Raw genomic sequence first — 17,559 nt, forward strand, 5'->3', positions numbered from 1 at the left:
CGGCCCGCCCCCGTCGAGACGGCGCCGCCGCCTCCGGCCGAGGTGACGGCGCCAGTCCATCCAGAGGATGTCAAGCCGTTCGCGGCGGGCTGTCCCCGCCGCCGGGCATGGCGCTGGCCACGGGCTCGCGCGCCAGCGCCAGCAGGGCTGCGGCGGCGCGGGAATGGTAGCGGTCCGCGTGCCGCAGCGCATGGAAGCGGCGGGGCGGCAGGGCCAGCGGCAACACCGCCAGGGTGCCGGCGGCAAGGCCCGCCCGCGCCACCAGATCCGAGATCACCGTTGCCCCTGCCCCGGCGATGACGGCGCTGAGCACCGCCTCGTTGGACGGCAGCTCCAGCGCCACCCGGAGCCGCTCCGGTGCCACGCCGGCCCCCCGCAGGGCGCTTTCGAACATCTGCCGGGTGCCCGAGCCCGCCTCGCGCAGCACGACCGGCAGTTCCAGGAGATCGGCCGGCGCGATGTCCGCCCGCCCCACCCAGGGATGCGCCGCCGGAACCACCAGCACCATGCGGTCGCCTGGAATGGGGCTGCGCGCCAGCAGAGGCTCGCTCACCTCTCCCTCCGCAAAGCCCATGTCCACCTCCCCCGCCAGCACCGCCGCCGCCACCTGCGCTGTGTTGCCCACCGACAGGGACAGCGTGATCTCGGGATAAAGCTGGCGGAAGCGATGGAGCAGCGGGCCCATCCAGTAGTTGGCGATGGTCTGGCTGGCCTTGAGGACCAGATGGCCGCGCTTGAGGCCCGACAGGTCGGCCAGCACCGTTTGTGCCGCTTCCACCCGCGCGAGGATGGCGCGGGCCTCTGGCAGCAAGCTGGTGCCCGCGTCCGTCAGCTCGATGCGGCGTCCCACCCGGTGAAACAGCGCCACCGCGCAGGAGGCCTCCAGCGCCGCCACCGAGGCGCTGACCGCCGATTGCGTCATGTGCAGCCGTTCGGCGGCACGGGTCATATGGAGGTGCTCCGCCACCATGGCGAACACCCGCAGCTGGTCCAGGGTCATGGCGGTGTCATCCATTCGCGAAGGCGGCGATCAGGATAAAGCTGAACACCGAGATGAACAGCCAGGCGGCGGCCCCGAGCGCCAGCGGCCGCAGGCCTTTCCGGCGCAGCTTGCCGATGTCGGTCTCCAGCCCCATGGCCGCGAGCGCCACCGCCAGCAGGAAGGTCGTCAGGGTGACCAACGTCGCCTTCAGGTCGGCGGGCACCAGGCCGGCGCTGTTCACCATCACCATCGCCACGAAGCCGAACACGAACCACGGCACCGGGGGACGGGCCTGTCCGGCCGCGCTGCCGCCGCGCGCCTTCCAGAGCGCGACCGCGCCAAGGCCCAGCACCAGCGGCGCCAGCAGCATCACCCGCGACAGCTTCGCCACGGTGCCGAACTCGCCCGCGGCCTGCCCCCCCTGGAAGGCAGCGGCCACCACCTGTGCCACCTCGTGGATCGAGGCGCCGGTCCACAGGCCGTAGGCGTGCGCGTCAAGCCCGGTCCAGGGCAGCAGCGTCGGCATCAGCAGCATCGACAGCGAGCCGAACACCGTGACACACGCCACCGCATAGGCCACGTCCTCGTCCGAGCCGCGGGTGACGGTGTTGGTCGCGATCACCGCCGAGGCGCCGCACACGGCGGTGCCAGCGGCGATCAGCTCCGCCAGCCGGGCCTCGACCCCCATCAGCCGGCCCAGCCAGCGGGTGAGAAAGAAGGTGCAGGCCAGCGTTGCCGCGACAATCCCGAACCCCACCAGGCCCACGGTGCGCACCTGCGCGACGGTGAGCTGAAGGCCCAGCAGCACCACCGCGAACCGCAGCACCCGGCGCAACGCGAACTTCACGCCAGGGCTCGCCGCCGCAGGCGTGCCGACCACATTGTGGAACACCATGCCAATCACGATGGCGATCACCAGCGGGCTCGCCACACCGAGGCCCGGCGCCAACCTGACGCCGTAAGCGCAACCGGCGATGGCGCCGGTCAGCGCGAGGCCCGGCACGATCCCCCGGCGCAGGCGATCGAGCGCCAGTCCAAGGAGCGGACGCGGCACCGCCGGTGCCGCAAAAGGTGGTGTCTGATCGACCATGATGGTCTCCCCTGTTCGTGAGACGCACCTTCGGCCCGAACAGGTCATCGATCTATCATGTTATATTTCTACATATAATCGAACTTACTTGTCATAATCGAGCCTCGCCCCGCGTCTCGTCAAACGCCCGGACCGGCTCCTCCACCCGCTCCGACACCGCCCCCAGGCGACACCACCCACTCATACCGGCGGCCCCGGTCTTCGGCCGGCGCCAAGAGGGTCCCGCCCAAGTAGGGCCGTTCAAGCGCCGCGCGGGCTTGACCCAAAGCCCATGTGTCAAGCTTACGGGTCTTTGGTATCAGGGCGTCGCGCGGCGCTCGAACAAGGCCAGCGCCTCCGCACGCAGCACGCCGCCGGTGAAGGCGACGCGAGCGAACGGCGTCCGCTGCGCCACCTCCCGCGCCGACAGCGCGATGGGTCCGATCCGGGGCGCGAGATCATCGACGGACGCGCCGAACACCACCCGCGAAAGGCCCGACCAGATGATGGCGCCGATGCACATGGGGCAGGGCTCCGCGGAGGTGTAGAGAGTGGCCCCGCGCAGCTCATCCGGCGGGCGGGTGGCAATGAAGCGCCGGATCGCCACCATTTCCGCGTGGGCGGTGGGATCGGCCAGCCTCTTGCCCAGATTGGGCCCGCGCGCCAGGACCTCGCCGTCGCGGGCGATGATCGCGCCGAAGGGAAAATCCGACGTCTGCGCCAAGGCGATTGCCTCACGCATCAGGCCCTCGTCCTCCGGGCGGGGCGGCACATCCTCCGCCTCAGCCCGCGCGGAGGGAGCGAAAAGCGCCATCACCCCGCCCCCCGTCATCCCGCCGATGCCCGCCAGCACCGCCCGCCGGCTGAGCCGCCCTGCCGCCGGTCTTGCGAGCCCGCATCCGCGTCCTTCATGCCCCATCGCCGCCTCCCGAACGCCGTGATTGAGCATCACGACACCGCGCCGCTCCCCGCGCCGCAAGCGCGTGCCGGCAACCGATGTGGCCCCGCTTGGGCCGGTTGGCGGGCGCCCGATGGGTCCCGGGCCCGCCCCTGGACACCACGCCCGCTATCACCAGGCGCGTTATCGGTCATGGCGTTCGCCGCGCGATCACGCCGCTTCCCGATTACTGCCGTCGGCACAGCACGCCATCTCCCCGCGGAGCGCCAAGCCGGAACAAGACCGCTCCCCTTATGAGCCCCGGCTGATGCCGTCCGCCCCGGCGCTCGACCGGTGTCAAGCGGGTCCACTCACGTGGGTCCGCTCAAGCGCGACACAGGCCTGACCAAAGCCCCTTAATACCATCGGCCCCGGTCTTCGACCGGCGCCAAGTGGGTCCGCTCAAGGGCCGCGCGGGCTTGACCAAAGGCCCATGAGTCACGCTCATGGGCCTTTGGTATAAGTCAATCTCACGGGCCTTTGCTCTGCCCCCGCACCATCCCGCCGGAGCGCGCCAGGGCGATGCCTTAAATGCAAAAAGGCCGGGCTCAAGCCCGGCCTTTCGCAAATCCCACAGCGGCAACGTCAGTGCGCGGCCCCGCCGAAGCCGCGCTCCAGCGCATCGGCCACCTGCTCCAAGTCCGCGAGCTGCCGCTCGGCACGCTGGCGGGCCTCGTCGCCCTTGGCGTCGACCACATCTTCCTTGGCGTCCTGGATCTGCTGCCGCAGCGTCGCCAAGTCGATCTCGTCCACCGGCTTGGCTTCTTCGGCGAGCACGGTCAGACCGGCCTGATTCACTTCGGCAAACCCGCCGCGCACGAAATAGCGCTTCGGCGTCCCGTCGCTCTTGATGGTGAGAATGCCCGCCTTCAGCGTGCCGATGAACGGGGCATGGCCCGCCAGCACGCCGAATTCGCCCTCGGCACCGGGCACGATCACCTCGGCCACCGCGCCGGAGAACACCAGCCGCTCGGGCGAAACCAGTTCAAAGGATAAGCTCGCCATGTCCGTCGTCCCCGGTTCCTTGTCTCCGGATGTCCCGCCCCCGTCCCCGGCGCCTGTCCGGTGCCCGGAAAACCGGCGGGCATCGGCGTTCTCGCCGATCATCCCTCACTACGCGCGCCGCTCCTTGGACCCGGGCGCGCCCGGCTTCCGCCGATGGCTGGCCGGACGACGTCACCGTCATCCGGGCCATGAGTTCAGGCGAGCACTGCAACGCCCGTCCAAGCCGTGCCCCGGAGGATATCCGCCCCCGGGGACCGTCGCGCGGCGTTCCCCGCGCGCCCGGCTCAGGCCGCTTCAGCGGCCAGCTTCTTGCCCTTCTCGATGGCTTCGTCGATGGAGCCGACCATGTAGAAGGCCTGCTCGGGCAGGTAGTCGTACTTGCCTTCCACCAGGCCCTTGAAGCCAGAGATGGTGTCCTTGAGGTCCACCAGCTTGCCCGGCGAGCCGGTGAACACCTCAGCCACGTGGAACGGCTGCGACAGGAAGCGCTCGATCTTGCGGGCGCGCGCCACCGTCAGCTTGTCCTCTTCGCTCAGCTCGTCCATGCCGAGGATGGCGATGATGTCCTGCAGGGCCTTGTAGCGCTGCAGGGTCTGCTGCACGGCGCGCGCGGTGTTGTAATGCTCGTCGCCAAGGATGGCGGGAGACAGCATGCGCGAGGTCGAGTCGAGCGGGTCCACCGCCGGATAGATGCCCTTTTCCGCGATGGAGCGGGACAGCACGGTGGTGGCGTCCAAGTGGGCGAACGAGGCCGCGGGCGCCGGGTCGGTCAGGTCGTCGGCCGGCACGTAGATGGCCTGCACCGAGGTGATCGAGCCCTTGGTGGTGGTGGTGATGCGCTCCTGCAGGGCGCCCATGTCGGTGGCGAGCGTCGGCTGATAGCCCACCGCCGACGGGATGCGCCCGAGCAGAGCCGACACTTCCGAGCCGGCCTGGGTGAAGCGGAAGATGTTGTCCACGAAGAACAGCACGTCCTGGCCCTGGTCACGGAAGTGCTCCGCCACGGTCAGGCCGGTCAGAGCGACACGGGCGCGGGCGCCGGGCGGCTCGTTCATCTGGCCGTACACCAGGGCGCACTTGGAGCCGGCGGCGGAACCGCCGTTCTCGTGCGGGTCCTTGTTCACGTTGGACTCGATCATCTCGTGGTAGAGATCGTTGCCCTCACGGGTGCGCTCACCCACGCCGGCGAACACGGAGAAGCCGCCGTGCGCCTTCGCCACGTTGTTGATGAGTTCCATGATGAGCACGGTCTTGCCCACGCCGGCGCCGCCGAACAGGCCCACCTTGCCGCCCTTGGAATAGGGCGCCAGCAGGTCAACGACCTTGATGCCGGTGACCAGGATCTCCGCCTCGGTGGCCTGCTCCGCGTAGGAGGGGGCCGGCTGGTGGATGCCGCGGCGGGTCTCGTAGGAGATCGGCCCCAGCTCGTCCACCGGCTCGCCGATGACGTTCATGATGCGGCCGAGGGTGCCGTCGCCGACCGGCACCTGGATCGGGGCGTCGGTATCGGTGACCGGCTGACCGCGCACGAGCCCCTCGGTGGCGTCCATGGCGATGGTGCGCACGGTGTTCTCGCCGAGATGCTGCGCCACCTCGAGCACCAGACGGTTGCCCTGGTTGGTGGTTTCCAGCGCATTGAGGATCGCCGGCAGGTGAGCGTCGAACTGTACGTCGACGACGGCGCCGATGACCTGGGTGATGCGTCCGACCTTATTCGCCATTTTCGTCGTCCTTCGTATCTTCGGTCGCGAGGCGTCAGAGGGCCTCGGCGCCAGAGATGATCTCGATGAGTTCCTTCGTGATCATGGCCTGGCGGCTGCGGTTATAGATGAGCGTCTGCTTCTTGATCATGTCGCCCGCGTTGCGGGTGGCGTTGTCCATGGCGCTCATCTGCGCACCGTAGAAGGACGCCTGATTTTCCAGCAGCGCGCGGAAGATCTGAACCGCAATGTTGCGCGGCAGGAGATCGGCCAGGATCTCCTCTTCCGTCGGCTCGTATTCATAGACCGGCCCCGCCTCGCTGGTGTCGCGCTCGGGGAAGGTCGCGGGGATGATCTGCTGGGCCGTCGGCACCTGCTGGATCACGCTCTTGAAGTTGGCGTAAAACAGCGTGCAGACGTCGAACGATCCGGCATGGAGCAGGCCCAGCACCTTGGCGGCGATGTCGTTCGCCTCCTTGAAGCCGAGCGTGCGCACCGCCCGCAGGTCGACCACCTCAAGGATGCGGTCGGGGTAGATGCGCCGCAGTTGCTCCGCGCCCTTGCGGCCGACGCAGAGGATTTTCACCTCCTTGCCTTCCGCGATCAGGGCCTGCGCCTTCTCGCGCGCCAGACGCACGATGGAGCTGTTGAAGCCACCGCACAGGCCACGCTCGCCGGTGCAGACCAGGAGCAGATGGGTCTGCGCCTGGCCGGTGCCGGCCAGCAGCACCGGCGCCTGGGAATTGCCCACAAGGCCCGCGGCAAGGTTGCCCAGCACCGACTCCATGCGCTCGGCATAGGGCCGGGCGGCTTCCGCCGCCAGCTGGGCGCGACGCAGCTTCGCCGCGGCGACCATCTGCATCGCCTTGGTGATCTTCTGCGTCGCCTTCACCGAGGCGATGCGGTTTCTAAGGTCCTTCAGACTCGCCATCGCGCCCGTCCGTCAGGTTCGAGGAACGACCAGCGCCGCTCAGCTAAAGCTCTTGGCGAAAGCGTCCAGCGCCTTCGTCAACTTCTCGGCGGTGTCCTTGGACAGCTCCTTGGACGTGCGGATCGCCTCCAGGATCTCCGGATGCTGGGAACGCAGGGCCAGCAGCAGACCCTGCTCGAACGCCCGCACCTTGGAGACCGGCAGCGGATCCAGATAGCCGTTGGTGCCGGCATAGATGACCGCCACCTGCTCCTCCACCTTGAGGGGCGCGAACTGGCTCTGCTTGAGCAGCTCGGTGAGGCGGGCGCCGCGGTTCAGCAGCTTCTGGGTCGAGGCGTCGAGGTCCGAGCCGAACTGGGCGAAGGCGGCGAGCTCGCGATACTGGGCGAGCTCGCCCTTGATCTTGCCGGCCACCTGCTTCATCGCCTTGATCTGGGCCGAAGAGCCCACGCGCGACACCGACAGGCCGACGTTCACCGCCGGGCGGATGCCCTGGTAGAACAGGTCGGACTCGAGGAAGATCTGACCGTCGGTGATGGAGATCACGTTGGTCGGGATGTAGGCCGACACGTCGTTGGCCTGGGTCTCGATCACCGGGAGGGCGGTCAGCGAGCCGGCGCCATTGGCGTCGTTCAGCTTGGCGGCGCGCTCCAGCAGGCGGGAGTGGAGGTAGAACACGTCGCCGGGATAGGCTTCGCGGCCCGGAGGACGGCGCAGCAGCAGCGACATCTGACGATAGGCCACGGCCTGCTTGGACAGGTCGTCGTGGATGATCAGGGCGTGCATGCCGTTGTCGCGGAAGAACTCGCCCATGGCGGTGCCGGTGAACGGCGCCAGGAACTGCATGGGGGCCGCGTCGGAGGCGGTGGCGGCGACGACGATCGAATACTCGAGCGCGCCCTGCTCTTCCAGCACCTTCACGAACTGGGCGACGGTGGAACGCTTCTGGCCCACCGCGACGTACACGCAGTAGAGCTTGGCCTTCTCGTCAGTGCCCTGGTTGATGGGCTTCTGGTTCAGGATGGCGTCGAGGGCGACGGCGGTCTTGCCGGTCTGGCGGTCGCCGATGATCAGCTCGCGCTGGCCACGGCCGATCGGGATCAGCGCGTCGATGGCCTTGAGGCCGGTCTGCATGGGCTCATGCACCGACTTGCGCGGAATGATGCCGGGCGCCTTCACGTCGACGCGGCGGCGCTCGGTGTACTCGATCGGGCCCTTGCCGTCGATCGGGTTGCCGAGGGCGTCCACGACGCGGCCGAGCAGGCCCTTGCCGACGGGGGCGTCGACGATGGCGCCGGTGCGCTTGACGGTCTGGCCTTCCTTGATCTCGCGGTCGGAGCCGAAGATCACGATGCCGACATTGTCGATCTCGAGGTTCAGCGCCATGCCGCGCGTGCCGTTCTCGAACTCGACCATCTCGCCGGCCTGGACATTGTCGAGGCCAAACACGCGGGCGATGCCGTCGCCGACGGAGAGAACCTGCCCGACCTCGGACACCTCGGCGTCCTGACCGAAGCTCTGGATCTGCTCCTTGAGGATGGCAGAAATTTCAGCGGCTCGAATGTCCATCAGCGGACCTCTTTCATCGCATGCCGGATAGAATTGAGTTTGGTCTTCAGCGAAGCATCGACCATGCGGGAGCCGAGCTTCACCACGAGACCACCCAGGATGGACGGATCGACGGTCACGTCGAGTTGCACGTCCTTGCCGGTCTTCTCAACCAGCGTGGCCTTCAGCGCGGCGAGATGCTCGTCGCTCAAGGGCTGAGCCACCGTCACCTGCGCGGAGACCTCGCCGCGCCGGGCGGCGACCTGCGCCGTGAAGGCGACGATCATCTGCGGGAGCGCGAACAGGCGGCGGTTGCGCGCCACCAGCTTCACGAAATTGCCCGCGAGTTCGCCGAACCCGGCTCTCTCCACGATGGCTGTGATGGCGGTAAGCTGCTCGTCGGCCGTGAAGACAGGGCTCTTCACCAGCCGCGCCAGATCCGCACTTTCGGCAATGAGAGCCGACAGGCGATCAAGATCCGCTTTCACGGAATCAATGGCGCCGGCTTCATCCGCCAGTTCGAATAGCGCGGTCGCGTAGCGCCCCGCCATGCCTGACACGATCGTATCCGCCACCCGCACCTCTCTCGGATTTGCAGCCGCCCCCGAACGCACCTGCGCCGGCAGGGACCCAAGCCCTTGATCTGTTGGGAATAATAAAGTGCGACCTCGCCAGCGGGCGAAACCCCACCCTCGAAATCACGGGTTGCCTAACACAGGCCGATCAGGGCGGCAACATGACCGAAGGATGGCATGTAGGCCGCATTGCCGCACCGGGAGCCCCCTGCGGCCCGCGCGGCGGCGCCGACGGCCCCCGCGCGGGCCGCAGGCACGCATCCTAGGGGCGTGGAGCGGTTGCGTCGCACCCATGCTCCAAGCCGCGCAAATGCAGGAAAATCCTGAAAACGGCGCAGCCGCTCCTTGCGTTGCGGGAGGTCCCGGGCCGCCCACCGTTGCATGAATGCAGCGGCGCCGGGATTACGAAAACGCCTCCGCGCAAAATTTGAGCGGAGGCGTTTTCATGCATGACTTTTCAGCAGCCGGAAGCCGGCCACCCGGCTCAGTTGGCCTGGGTGGTCTTGTTGGGAGTCGCGGGGAAGGCCGCGTTCTTCACGGTACCCTTCATCAGCTCCACCGCCAGCTTGAGCTGGGTGTCGTCCTTGGGGTCCGGCGGCACGTAGGAGGGCGAGCCGGTCTGCTCATCCTCGCCGTTCTTGAGATGCCCCTTCAGCGAGGCCTCGCCACGGGTGCCGTCGGTGGTGGCGCCGAGCTTGGCCTTCACGTCCTCGGGCATGTCCTGCACCAGCACGATGTCAGGCTCGATGCCCTTCGCCTGGATGGAGCGGCCCGCCGGCGTGTAGTAGCGCGCGGTGGTGAGTCGCAGGGCGCCATTCTGCCCCAGCGGAATGATGGTCTGCACCGAACCCTTGCCGAAGGTGCGCGAGCCGAGCACGGTCGCCCGCTTCTGGTCCTGCAGAGCGCCGGCGACGATCTCCGAGGCGGAGGCCGAGCCGCCGTTGACCAGCACGATCACCGGCTTGCCCTTGGCGAGGTCGCCGCCGCGGGCATTGAAGCGCTGCGTCTCCTCCGGATTGCGGCCACGGGTGGAGACGATCTCGCCCCGGTCGAGGAACGCGTCGGACACCGCGATGGCCTGGTCCAGCAGGCCGCCGGGGTTGTTGCGCAGGTCGATGATGTAGCCCTTGATCTTGTCCGGCCCCACCTGCGCGGTCAGGTCCTCGATGGCCTTCTTGAGGCCGTCGAAGGTCTGCTCGTTGAACGAGTTCACCCGGATGTAGGCGATGTCGTCGGACTCCACCCGCGAGCGCACCACCTTGATCTTGATGGTGTCGCGCGTGACCTTGAGGTCGAGTGGCTTGTCGGCGCCCTTGCGCACGATGGTGAGGGTGATGGGGGTGCCCACCGCGCCGCGCATCTTGTCCACGGCCTCGTTCAGGGTCATGCCCTGCACCTGGTCGCCATTGAGCTTGGTGATGAGGTCGCCGGCCAGCACGCCGGCCTTGGCGGCGGGGGTGTCCTCCATGGGAGCAACCACCTTCACCAGGCCGTCCTCCATGGTCACCTCGATGCCGAGGCCGCCGAACTCGCCCTTGGTCTGCACCTGCATGTCGCGGTGATTCTTCGCGTCCATGTAGGAGGAATGGGGGTCGAGCGACTGCAGCATGCCGTTGATGGCCGCCTCGATCAGCTTCGCGTCCTCGGGCTTCTCCACATAGTCCGAGCGCACCCGCTCGAACACGTCGCCGAAGAGATTGAGCTGACGATAGGTATCCGAAGAGGCCGCTTCCGCCGCCATGCCGAGAAGGGCGCGCGGCTGCACCGCGGCAACCGCCACGAGGGCGCCGGCCGCAACGCCGAAAAGAAAAAGGGATGTCCGACGCATTATCCGCGCACCTTCCGACTGTCCGTTGCCGCCCACCAGGGGGCAGGATCTATGGAGACTCCGTCCTTGCGGAATTCAACATACAATTGGGGCTGTCCCGAGGCTGTGCCAAGGGGGAGACCGGCCGCCACGCCCGGTGCCGACTTGCCTGGAACCGTCCCGGCGCCGGGACGCGCCAAGCCGCCCATGATCGCCACCGGCTCGCCGGCGAGAACGAACTGGCCCAGGTCCACGGTGATCTTCTCCATGCCCGCCATCAAGATATGGTATCCGCCGCCCGCGTTGATGATCAAGAGTTGGCCATAGCTGCGGAACGGGCCGGCATAGACCACCCAGCCGTCCGCCGGCGCCGTCACCGGCGCCCCGGCACGGGTGGCGATGCTGAGCCCCTTGGCCGCCGCGCCCACGTCGTCGGCGGTTCCGAACTCGCGCAGGCGCACGCCGGCAACCGGTAGCGGCAACAAGCCCTTGGCGTCCGCGAAGGCGACCGCAGGGGCCATTCGCGCCGGGTTCGCGGGGACGGCGGACGCGGGTCCCGCCGGCACCGCCGGGCCGGCCCCCGCCCGAGCGGCGTCGGCGGCGCGGGCGGCGGGGGGGACCTCGGTTTCCAGTCTGGTCACGAGATCGTGCACATCGGCGGTGCTCCGAGCCACCGAATCGGCTTGCGCCTTCTCCCCCTGCGGCAGGGGATGGTCCTCGCTCTGCCGGCGCTGGCGCTCGTTCACCAAGGCGGCAAGACGCTTGTGGTCCTCGTCCAGCGCCACCCGCAGCTGGCCCAGGCTCTCCCGCGCCTCGCCCAGCTCCGCGCGCACGCGCACCAGTTCCGACAGATCGGAGGCGAGGGTTTCCGCCTCCACCCGCAGTTCCGGCAGCAGCGAGCCGAGCAGGATCGCCGAGCGCACGGCATCCAGGGCGTCGTCGGGACGCATCAGCATGGCCGGTGGCGGATTGCGCCCCATGCGCAGCAGCGCCGCCAGCACCTCCGCCAGCACCCCGCGCCGCTTCGCCAGCGAGGCCGACAAATCGGCGGACGAGCGGTCGAGCTGGCCGATTCGGGCTTCCACGTCGATCAGCTGCTGTTCCACCGCCCGCGAGCGCCCGGCGGTTTCCAGCAACAGGGCGTTCAGCTTGGCGCGATCACCCCGCGCCGCCTCCAGCTCGGCGGCGATGCGCTTCTGGAACGCCTCCCCGCCGCGCACATCGGCCTTGAGGGCCTCGGTATCCACCAGGCCGCGCCGCACCGGCGAAGCCGGCGGCAGCGGCGCGCCGGCCGGAGGACGCGCGGGCGTGGGCTGGAACGGCGCAGGCGGCGGCGCCACCACCCGAGGCGGCGGATCGCCCGCCGCGCCCTGCCCGCGCGCCAGCCCCACCGGCCCCGCGAGGCCGATGATGAGGGCGATCGCGCGGGCGATCGCTCGGGCGCACGGGAGCCGGCCGGGTCGCAGCATCATGAACCAAGGCTTAAGGCGCCGGGGTTGAGGAGTTGTAAAGGCCGGTGACGGCGTATCTCCCACCAGGGCCGGCGCCGAATCTCGCCCCAGATCGCGCGCCGAGCACCCTGCCGAGTTTCCGGCAAGATCCTTCGTCCGGGCCGGCACTCCCACAACCGCCGACGGGCCCGCCCCGGCCCGGGACGCGCCCGCAGCCGCGCCGCGCGGAAACCGCCGACGACGGCGGCATCCGGCGGAGGGCGCCATCACGTCAGGCCGCGTCCAAGCCCTCAAGCTCGGTGATCATGCCGTCGATCAGCGACAGGCCGGTCTGCCAGAAGGCGGGGTCCCGGGCATCCAGGCCGAACGGGGCCAAGAGCTCCGAATGGTGCTTGGTGCCGCCGGCGGCCAGCATCTCGAGATACCGTTCCGCGAACCCGTCGGCGGCCTTCTCGTAGACCGCGTAGAGCGAGTTCACGAGGCAGTCGCCGAACGCGTAGGCGTAGACATAAAACGGCGAGTGGATGAAATGCGGGATGTAGGTCCAGAAGGTCTCGTAGCCCGGGCCGAGATGGATGGCCGGGCCGAGGCTCTCGCCCTGCACCTTCATCCAGATCTCGCCGATGGCGTCCGAGGTCAGCTCGCCATTGCGGCGCTCGGTGTGGACGTGGCGTTCGAAGGTGTAGAAGGCGGTCTGGCGCACGACTGTGTTGATCATGTCCTCCACCTTCTGGGCCAGCATGATCTTGCGGGCCTGGGGCGTCTCCGCCGTGGCCAGGAGGCGGCGGAAGGTGAGCATCTCGCCGAACACGGAGGCGGTCTCGGCCAGCGTCAGCGGGGTCGGCGCCATCAGCGCCCCCTGGCCGGCGGCCAGCACCTGGTGCACCCCATGGCCAAGCTCATGGGCCAGCGTCATCACGTCCCGCGGCTTGCCCTGGTAGTTGAGCAGCACGAACGGGTGCGCGGACGGCACCGTGGGATGGGCGAAGGCGCCCGGCGACTTGCCCGGGCGCACCGGCGCGTCGATCCAGGACTTGTCGAAGAACACGCCGGCGATATCCGCCATGCGCGGCGAGAAGGCGCCATAGGCGGACAGGACCGTATCCTTGGCCTCGGCCCAGCCGATATCGCGGGTGGCGACCTTGGGCAGCGGCGCGTTGCGGTCCCAGAACTCCAGCTTGTCCTTGCCGAACCAGCGGGCCTTGAGGGCGTAATAGCGGTGCGACAGGCGCGGATAGGCGGCGCCGATGGCCTCCACCATGGCGTCCACCACCTCCTTTTCCACCCGGTTGGCCAGGTGGCGGGAGGAGGCGACATCGGGGAAGCCGCGCCAGCGGTCGGAAATCTCCTTGTCCTTGGCCAGGGTGTTGGTGATGAGCGCGAACAGCCGCAGGTTCTTGGAGAAGGTGTCCGCCAGCGCCAGCCCGGCCGCGCGGCGCACCTCCTCCTTGGGGTCCTGCATCAGGTTCAAGGTGGGCTCGATGGCCAGCTCCTGGCCGTTCACCGAAAAGCGCAGGGACGAAATGGTTTCGTCGAACAGCCGGCTCCAGGCCGAGCGCGAGGGGCTCGACTTCTCGTGGAACAGCTGCTCGATCTTGTCGTCGAGCTGGTAGGGCTTGTCCTTGCGCAGGTCCTCCACCCACGGGCGGTAGCGGCCCAGGGCCGGGTCGGCGAAGGCGGCTTCCAGCGCCGCGTCGTCCAGCCGGTTCAGCTCCAGCGTGAAGAACAGCAGATGGGTGGAAGCGTCGGTCAGGCGCTCCTGGATGTCGCTGTAGAACTTGGCGCGGGCCGGATCGGAGGTGTCTCCGGCATAGATCAGGCTGCCGTAGGAGGCGATACGGCCGAGCAGGTCGTCGATCTCCTCATAGCGCGCCACCGCCGCGCCCAGCGCCGCGCCGGCGCCAGGCGCCGCCAGGGTCTCGGCCAGGCGGCCCTTGTAGGCGTCCCCGAACGCCTTGCAGGCGATGTCGGCCTTGATGAGGTCGGCTTCGAGCTCCGGCGAGGCCATGCCCGGATAAAGATCGGACAGGTTCCATTCCGGCAGCGCCTCCGGCGGGGACGCGGTGGCGCCGGCGGACACCGCATGCACCGCGCCGAGACCGGTGCCTTCAGGCGCGGCGGCGGGGAAAGGCAGGCCTGCGGGGCGGCGATGAAGCAACATGGAACCTCCGGAAGGATCGGCGCGAACACCCGTCGAGACGATACGGGGCCGGTGGCGGCCCGCTCGGTTTCTCTCATAGCGCGCCGCACGCGGTTGCCTCAATGGCCGGATGCTGCAACCCGGCGTCGCGACCCACCGCCGCCACGCCCGGCGTGCCCCACACGGCCGCCGCAACGGCACACGAATGCGTGAGGGCTCAGACTTGCTTAACCAAGACCGCTCAAGCTGCCGGCTCATTCGCATTCCGCCGGACTCCCATGAAACCCTTGCTGCTGCTGGTCGAAGATGACCCCGTCGAAGCGCGCCGCGTCGAATCGGCGGCGCGCCTCATGGGCTATGACTGCCACCTCGCCGGCGACGGCGATGCCGCCCTGGCCCTCCTGGAACGCATGGCGTTCGACGTGGTGCTGCTGGATCTGGTGCTGCCGGGGTTGGACGGCATGGGCCTGCTGGGGCTCATGAAGGCGCGTGGCATCCGCGTGCCGGTGGTGGCGGCGGTGACGGCCGGGAGCATCGACGCGGCGGCCTCCGCCATCCGCGCCGGCGCGCGCGACTTCGTGGTGAAGCCGGCCGGCGCCCTGCGGCTGCAGGTGGCGCTCGCCAACGCCGCGGCCCTCGGCTCCGCCGCGCGGCCGGCGCGCGCCGACACCGGCGGCGAAGCCGTCGCCCCACGCCGCCTGGAGCCCGCCATGAAGGCGGACCCGGTGCCGGCCGCCGGCGGCGCCCGCGCGCCTTGGGTCGACCATGGCGGCCACGTGCGGCCGCTGGAGGAGATCGAGGAAACCGCGATTCGCTTCGCCTGCGCCCATTACGGCGGCCGGATCGCGGAAGTGGCGCGGCGGCTCGGCATCGGCCGCTCCACCTTGTATCGCAAGCTCTCGCGGCTCGGCCTGATGGTCCCCGAGGGCGCTGCGGCACCCCATCACCTGGAACCCATGGCGGCACGGTTTGTTGCCGCCGAGTGACAAGGAACGGAAAAAGGCGCCCGCGCCTCACGGTTGTGAGTTGATCGGACGTCTCCGGCACGGCACCAACGACATGCGGGACAGCGGCAAGGAGAAGACCATGGCGGTCAGGGCCATTCGGCAGACGGAACGCGCGGGCGGATGCGCGCGCGCATCGAAGCACCAGCGCGCCCGCCTGCTCGGCGTCAGCGCCATGAGCCTCGCCCTGGCCCTGTCCTGGGGTCCATTGGCCTGGGCGGAACCGTCCGATCCGCCCCAGGGCATGTCGCCGGCCGCCGCCTCGGCCCGGGCGCTGCTGAACGGGCCGCGTCCGGCCGCGCCGGTGACCAGCAACGCCGGCATGGGCACCGCCGATCCGCCCCGCGCCGCGCCGCCCGTTGCCAGCGGCATCGATGCCGCCGGCAATGGCGAGCACGCCGCAGCGCCCCAGGCGTCGCCAGCCGCCACGCCGCCGCAGGCCGTGGCCCGGCCGATCGCTCCCGCCGCGAGCGGGCCCATCCCGGCCGCGCCGTCGCAGCAGGTCGCGCAGCCGCAAGTCGTACAGCCGCAGATCGCACCGGCCAGCGCCACGCCCACCGACGCCGCACCACAGCGGGCCGCTGTGGCTCCGCCCGCGCCGTCCCCGGCCGCATCGTCCCCGGTTGCGCCGCCCCCCCTCGCCGCCACCCCGCCGGCCGCCGGCAACACGCCCGCGTCCGCCGCCGTAACGTCGCCGGCCACCGCCGCCCCGCCGGCGGTGGCCGCATCCCCCCTTCCCGCCCAGCCGGATGCCGCGCCGGCCCCCGCGCCGGCGGCGGTGGTGGCCATTCCCTCCGGGCCGCTGGCGCCGGTGGCACAGGCCCTCGCCGTCCAGATCGCCCAGCCGGACGGGCTTGGTGCCACCCGGAAGGAAGCCGAGGCGCTGCTCGCCTTCTACAGCGCCCGCCAGGGCGTGCCGGTGTTCGTGGACGATCACGGCGTGACGGCGCGTGGCGCCGCCGTGCTCGCCCGCCTCGCCGCCGCCGAAGAGGACGGCCTGGACCCCGCCGACTACGCCGTGGTGAAGCCCGCCCGCGGCGCCGATGCCACCGCCCTCGCCCAGACCGAGCTCAGGCTCGCGGTCGCGGCCCTCACCTATGCCCGCCATGCCCAGGCCGGCCGCTTCGACCCCAGCCGCATCTCGGCCAATGTCACGCCGGCACGTACCCTGCCCGATCCGGCGGCGGCGCTGGCCACGCTCGCCGAGGCACAGAATGCCGGCGCCGCCCTGGCCGCCTTCAACCCGCCCCACCTCGGCTACCAGACCCTCAAGACCAAGCTCGCCGCCATGATCCGGCCCCAGGGCCCGGCCCAGGTGGCCATCGCCGCCGGCGAGCTGCTGAAGCCCGGCGACAGCGACCCGCGCGTGCCGGCCCTGCGCGCCCGCCTCGGCCTGCCGGCGACCCCCGGCGACCTCAGCTACGATCCCGCTCTCGTCAATGCGGTGAAGGCGTTCCAGGACAGCGTGCGGCTGAAGCCCACCGGCGTGCTGGGCGCGGCCACGGTCACCGCCCTGAACCGGGGCGTGCAGGCAACGCCCAGCGTCGAGCAGAAGGCCGACATCGTCGCCAACATGGAGCGCTGGCGCTGGCTGCCACGCGACCTCGGCGCCCATTATGTGTGGGTCAACATTCCCGAGTTCATGGCCCGCGTGCACCAGGGCGACACGGTGATCCACGAGACCCGCGTGGTCGTCGGCAAGCCGGAGACGCCGACCCCGCTGCTGTCGCAGGACATGCGCTATGCGGTGGTCAACCCGGCCTGGAACATTCCGCCCTCCATCGCCCGCAACGAAATGATGCCGCTGCTGAAGTCCGATCCGGGCGCGCTCGCCCGGCGCGGCATCGAGGTGGTGCGCAACAGCTCCGGCGGCTACACCTTCCGGCAGTCCCCCGGCGAGCGAAACGCGCTCGGCCGCATCAAGTTCATGTTCCCCAACGACCACGCGGTCTACCTGCACGACACCCCGTCGAAGGCCCTGTTCGCCCGCGACCAGCGCGCCTACAGCCACGGCTGCATGCGGGTTCAGGACCCGCTGGAATTCGGCGAGGTGCTGTTCAACATCGGCCTGCCGGGAGAGAACTGGACCGCCGACCGCATCGGCAAGCTGTTCGGCGGCAAGGAGCGCTACATCACGCTGAAGCAGCGCATTCCGGTCCACGTGGTTTATTTCACCACCTTCGTGAACGACTCCGGCCGGCTGGAGACCCGCGACGATCTCTACGGAATCCATGCCGAGGTGAAGGCCCGGCTCGGCCTCGACGCCAGCAAGCGCCGCGTCGCCGAAGGCGCCGCCACCGCCCGGCGCTGAATCGCAGCCCGCCTTCCCCGCACATCCGCCGCGCCACGCCCCACCCCGCGCCCCTTGCGGCACTGGCGCGGGGGGCTTGGCTGCGACGTGCCAGCCGGC

At 69.7% G+C, this 17,559-nt stretch carries 13 protein-coding genes; 2 read left to right on the top strand and 11 right to left on the bottom strand.

The window, feature by feature from the left end; translation table 11 throughout:
• Window positions 1–70: 70 nt before the first annotated feature.
• The 11 genes from V5F53_RS15250 to V5F53_RS15300 all read right to left on the bottom strand — a co-directional run bounded on the left by V5F53_RS15250 (window position 71) and on the right by V5F53_RS15300 (window position 14,166).
• The gene (locus tag V5F53_RS15250; RefSeq protein WP_393995009.1) at window positions 71–1,000 is read right to left on the bottom strand and encodes a LysR family transcriptional regulator; all 930 of its coding nucleotides are present in this window, start codon (window positions 998–1,000) and stop codon (window positions 71–73) included.
• 7 nt (window positions 1,001–1,007) lie between these two features.
• A complete protein-coding gene (locus V5F53_RS15255; protein WP_393995008.1) occupies window positions 1,008–2,072 on the bottom strand; it encodes a YeiH family protein in 1,065 nt (354 codons plus the stop codon).
• A 298-nt stretch (window positions 2,073–2,370) separates the two neighbouring features.
• Window positions 2,371–2,793, bottom strand: coding sequence for a deaminase (locus tag V5F53_RS15260; protein WP_509212434.1), 423 nt, complete (start codon window positions 2,791–2,793; stop codon window positions 2,371–2,373).
• 780 nt (window positions 2,794–3,573) lie between these two features.
• Window positions 3,574–4,095, bottom strand: coding sequence for a F0F1 ATP synthase subunit epsilon (locus V5F53_RS15265; RefSeq protein ID WP_393995006.1), 522 nt, complete (start codon window positions 4,093–4,095; stop codon window positions 3,574–3,576).
• Window positions 4,096–4,277: 182 nt separating this feature from the next.
• Complete coding sequence (atpD, locus tag V5F53_RS15270; RefSeq protein ID WP_393995005.1) at window positions 4,278–5,714, bottom strand: F0F1 ATP synthase subunit beta; 1,437 nt, start codon at window positions 5,712–5,714, stop codon at window positions 4,278–4,280.
• Between the two features lie 34 nt (window positions 5,715–5,748).
• Complete coding sequence (locus V5F53_RS15275) at window positions 5,749–6,624, bottom strand: F0F1 ATP synthase subunit gamma (RefSeq protein WP_393995004.1); 876 nt, start codon at window positions 6,622–6,624, stop codon at window positions 5,749–5,751.
• 39 nt (window positions 6,625–6,663) lie between these two features.
• Window positions 6,664–8,193 carry a F0F1 ATP synthase subunit alpha gene (gene atpA / locus V5F53_RS15280; protein ID WP_393995003.1) on the bottom strand — a complete coding sequence of 510 codons (1,530 nt, stop codon included), beginning with the start codon at window positions 8,191–8,193 and terminating at the stop codon, window positions 6,664–6,666.
• Window positions 8,193–8,753, bottom strand: a complete 561-nt coding sequence (locus V5F53_RS15285; RefSeq protein ID WP_393995002.1) for a F0F1 ATP synthase subunit delta — start codon at window positions 8,751–8,753, stop codon at window positions 8,193–8,195. Before V5F53_RS15285 ends, atpA begins: the two co-directional genes overlap by 1 nt.
• A 478-nt stretch (window positions 8,754–9,231) precedes the next feature.
• Window positions 9,232–10,578: a S41 family peptidase gene (locus V5F53_RS15290; protein ID WP_393995410.1), complete on the bottom strand. Its 1,347-nt coding sequence runs from the start codon at window positions 10,576–10,578 to the stop codon at window positions 9,232–9,234.
• Window positions 10,575–12,026, bottom strand: a complete 1,452-nt coding sequence (locus V5F53_RS15295; RefSeq protein WP_393995001.1) for a murein hydrolase activator EnvC family protein — start codon at window positions 12,024–12,026, stop codon at window positions 10,575–10,577. The genes V5F53_RS15290 and V5F53_RS15295 overlap by 4 nt, the downstream gene beginning before the upstream one ends.
• A gap of 250 nt (window positions 12,027–12,276) precedes the next feature.
• Window positions 12,277–14,166, bottom strand: coding sequence for a M3 family oligoendopeptidase (locus V5F53_RS15300; RefSeq protein ID WP_393995000.1), 1,890 nt, complete (start codon window positions 14,164–14,166; stop codon window positions 12,277–12,279).
• 257 nt (window positions 14,167–14,423) lie between these two features.
• On the opposite strand from V5F53_RS15300, the gene V5F53_RS15305 reads away from it, so the two are divergent.
• Both V5F53_RS15305 and V5F53_RS15310 read left to right on the top strand, forming a co-directional pair.
• Complete coding sequence (locus tag V5F53_RS15305; RefSeq protein ID WP_393994999.1) at window positions 14,424–15,131, top strand: response regulator; 708 nt, start codon at window positions 14,424–14,426, stop codon at window positions 15,129–15,131.
• A 40-nt stretch (window positions 15,132–15,171) separates the two neighbouring features.
• The gene (locus V5F53_RS15310) at window positions 15,172–17,460 is read left to right on the top strand and encodes a L,D-transpeptidase family protein (RefSeq protein ID WP_393994998.1); all 2,289 of its coding nucleotides are present in this window, start codon (window positions 15,172–15,174) and stop codon (window positions 17,458–17,460) included.
• The last annotated feature ends 99 nt before the right edge of the window (window positions 17,461–17,559 follow it).

It is taken from the genome of Xanthobacter cornucopiae (assembly GCF_043195065.2).
Taxonomy (GTDB): domain Bacteria; phylum Pseudomonadota; class Alphaproteobacteria; order Rhizobiales; family Xanthobacteraceae; genus Xanthobacter.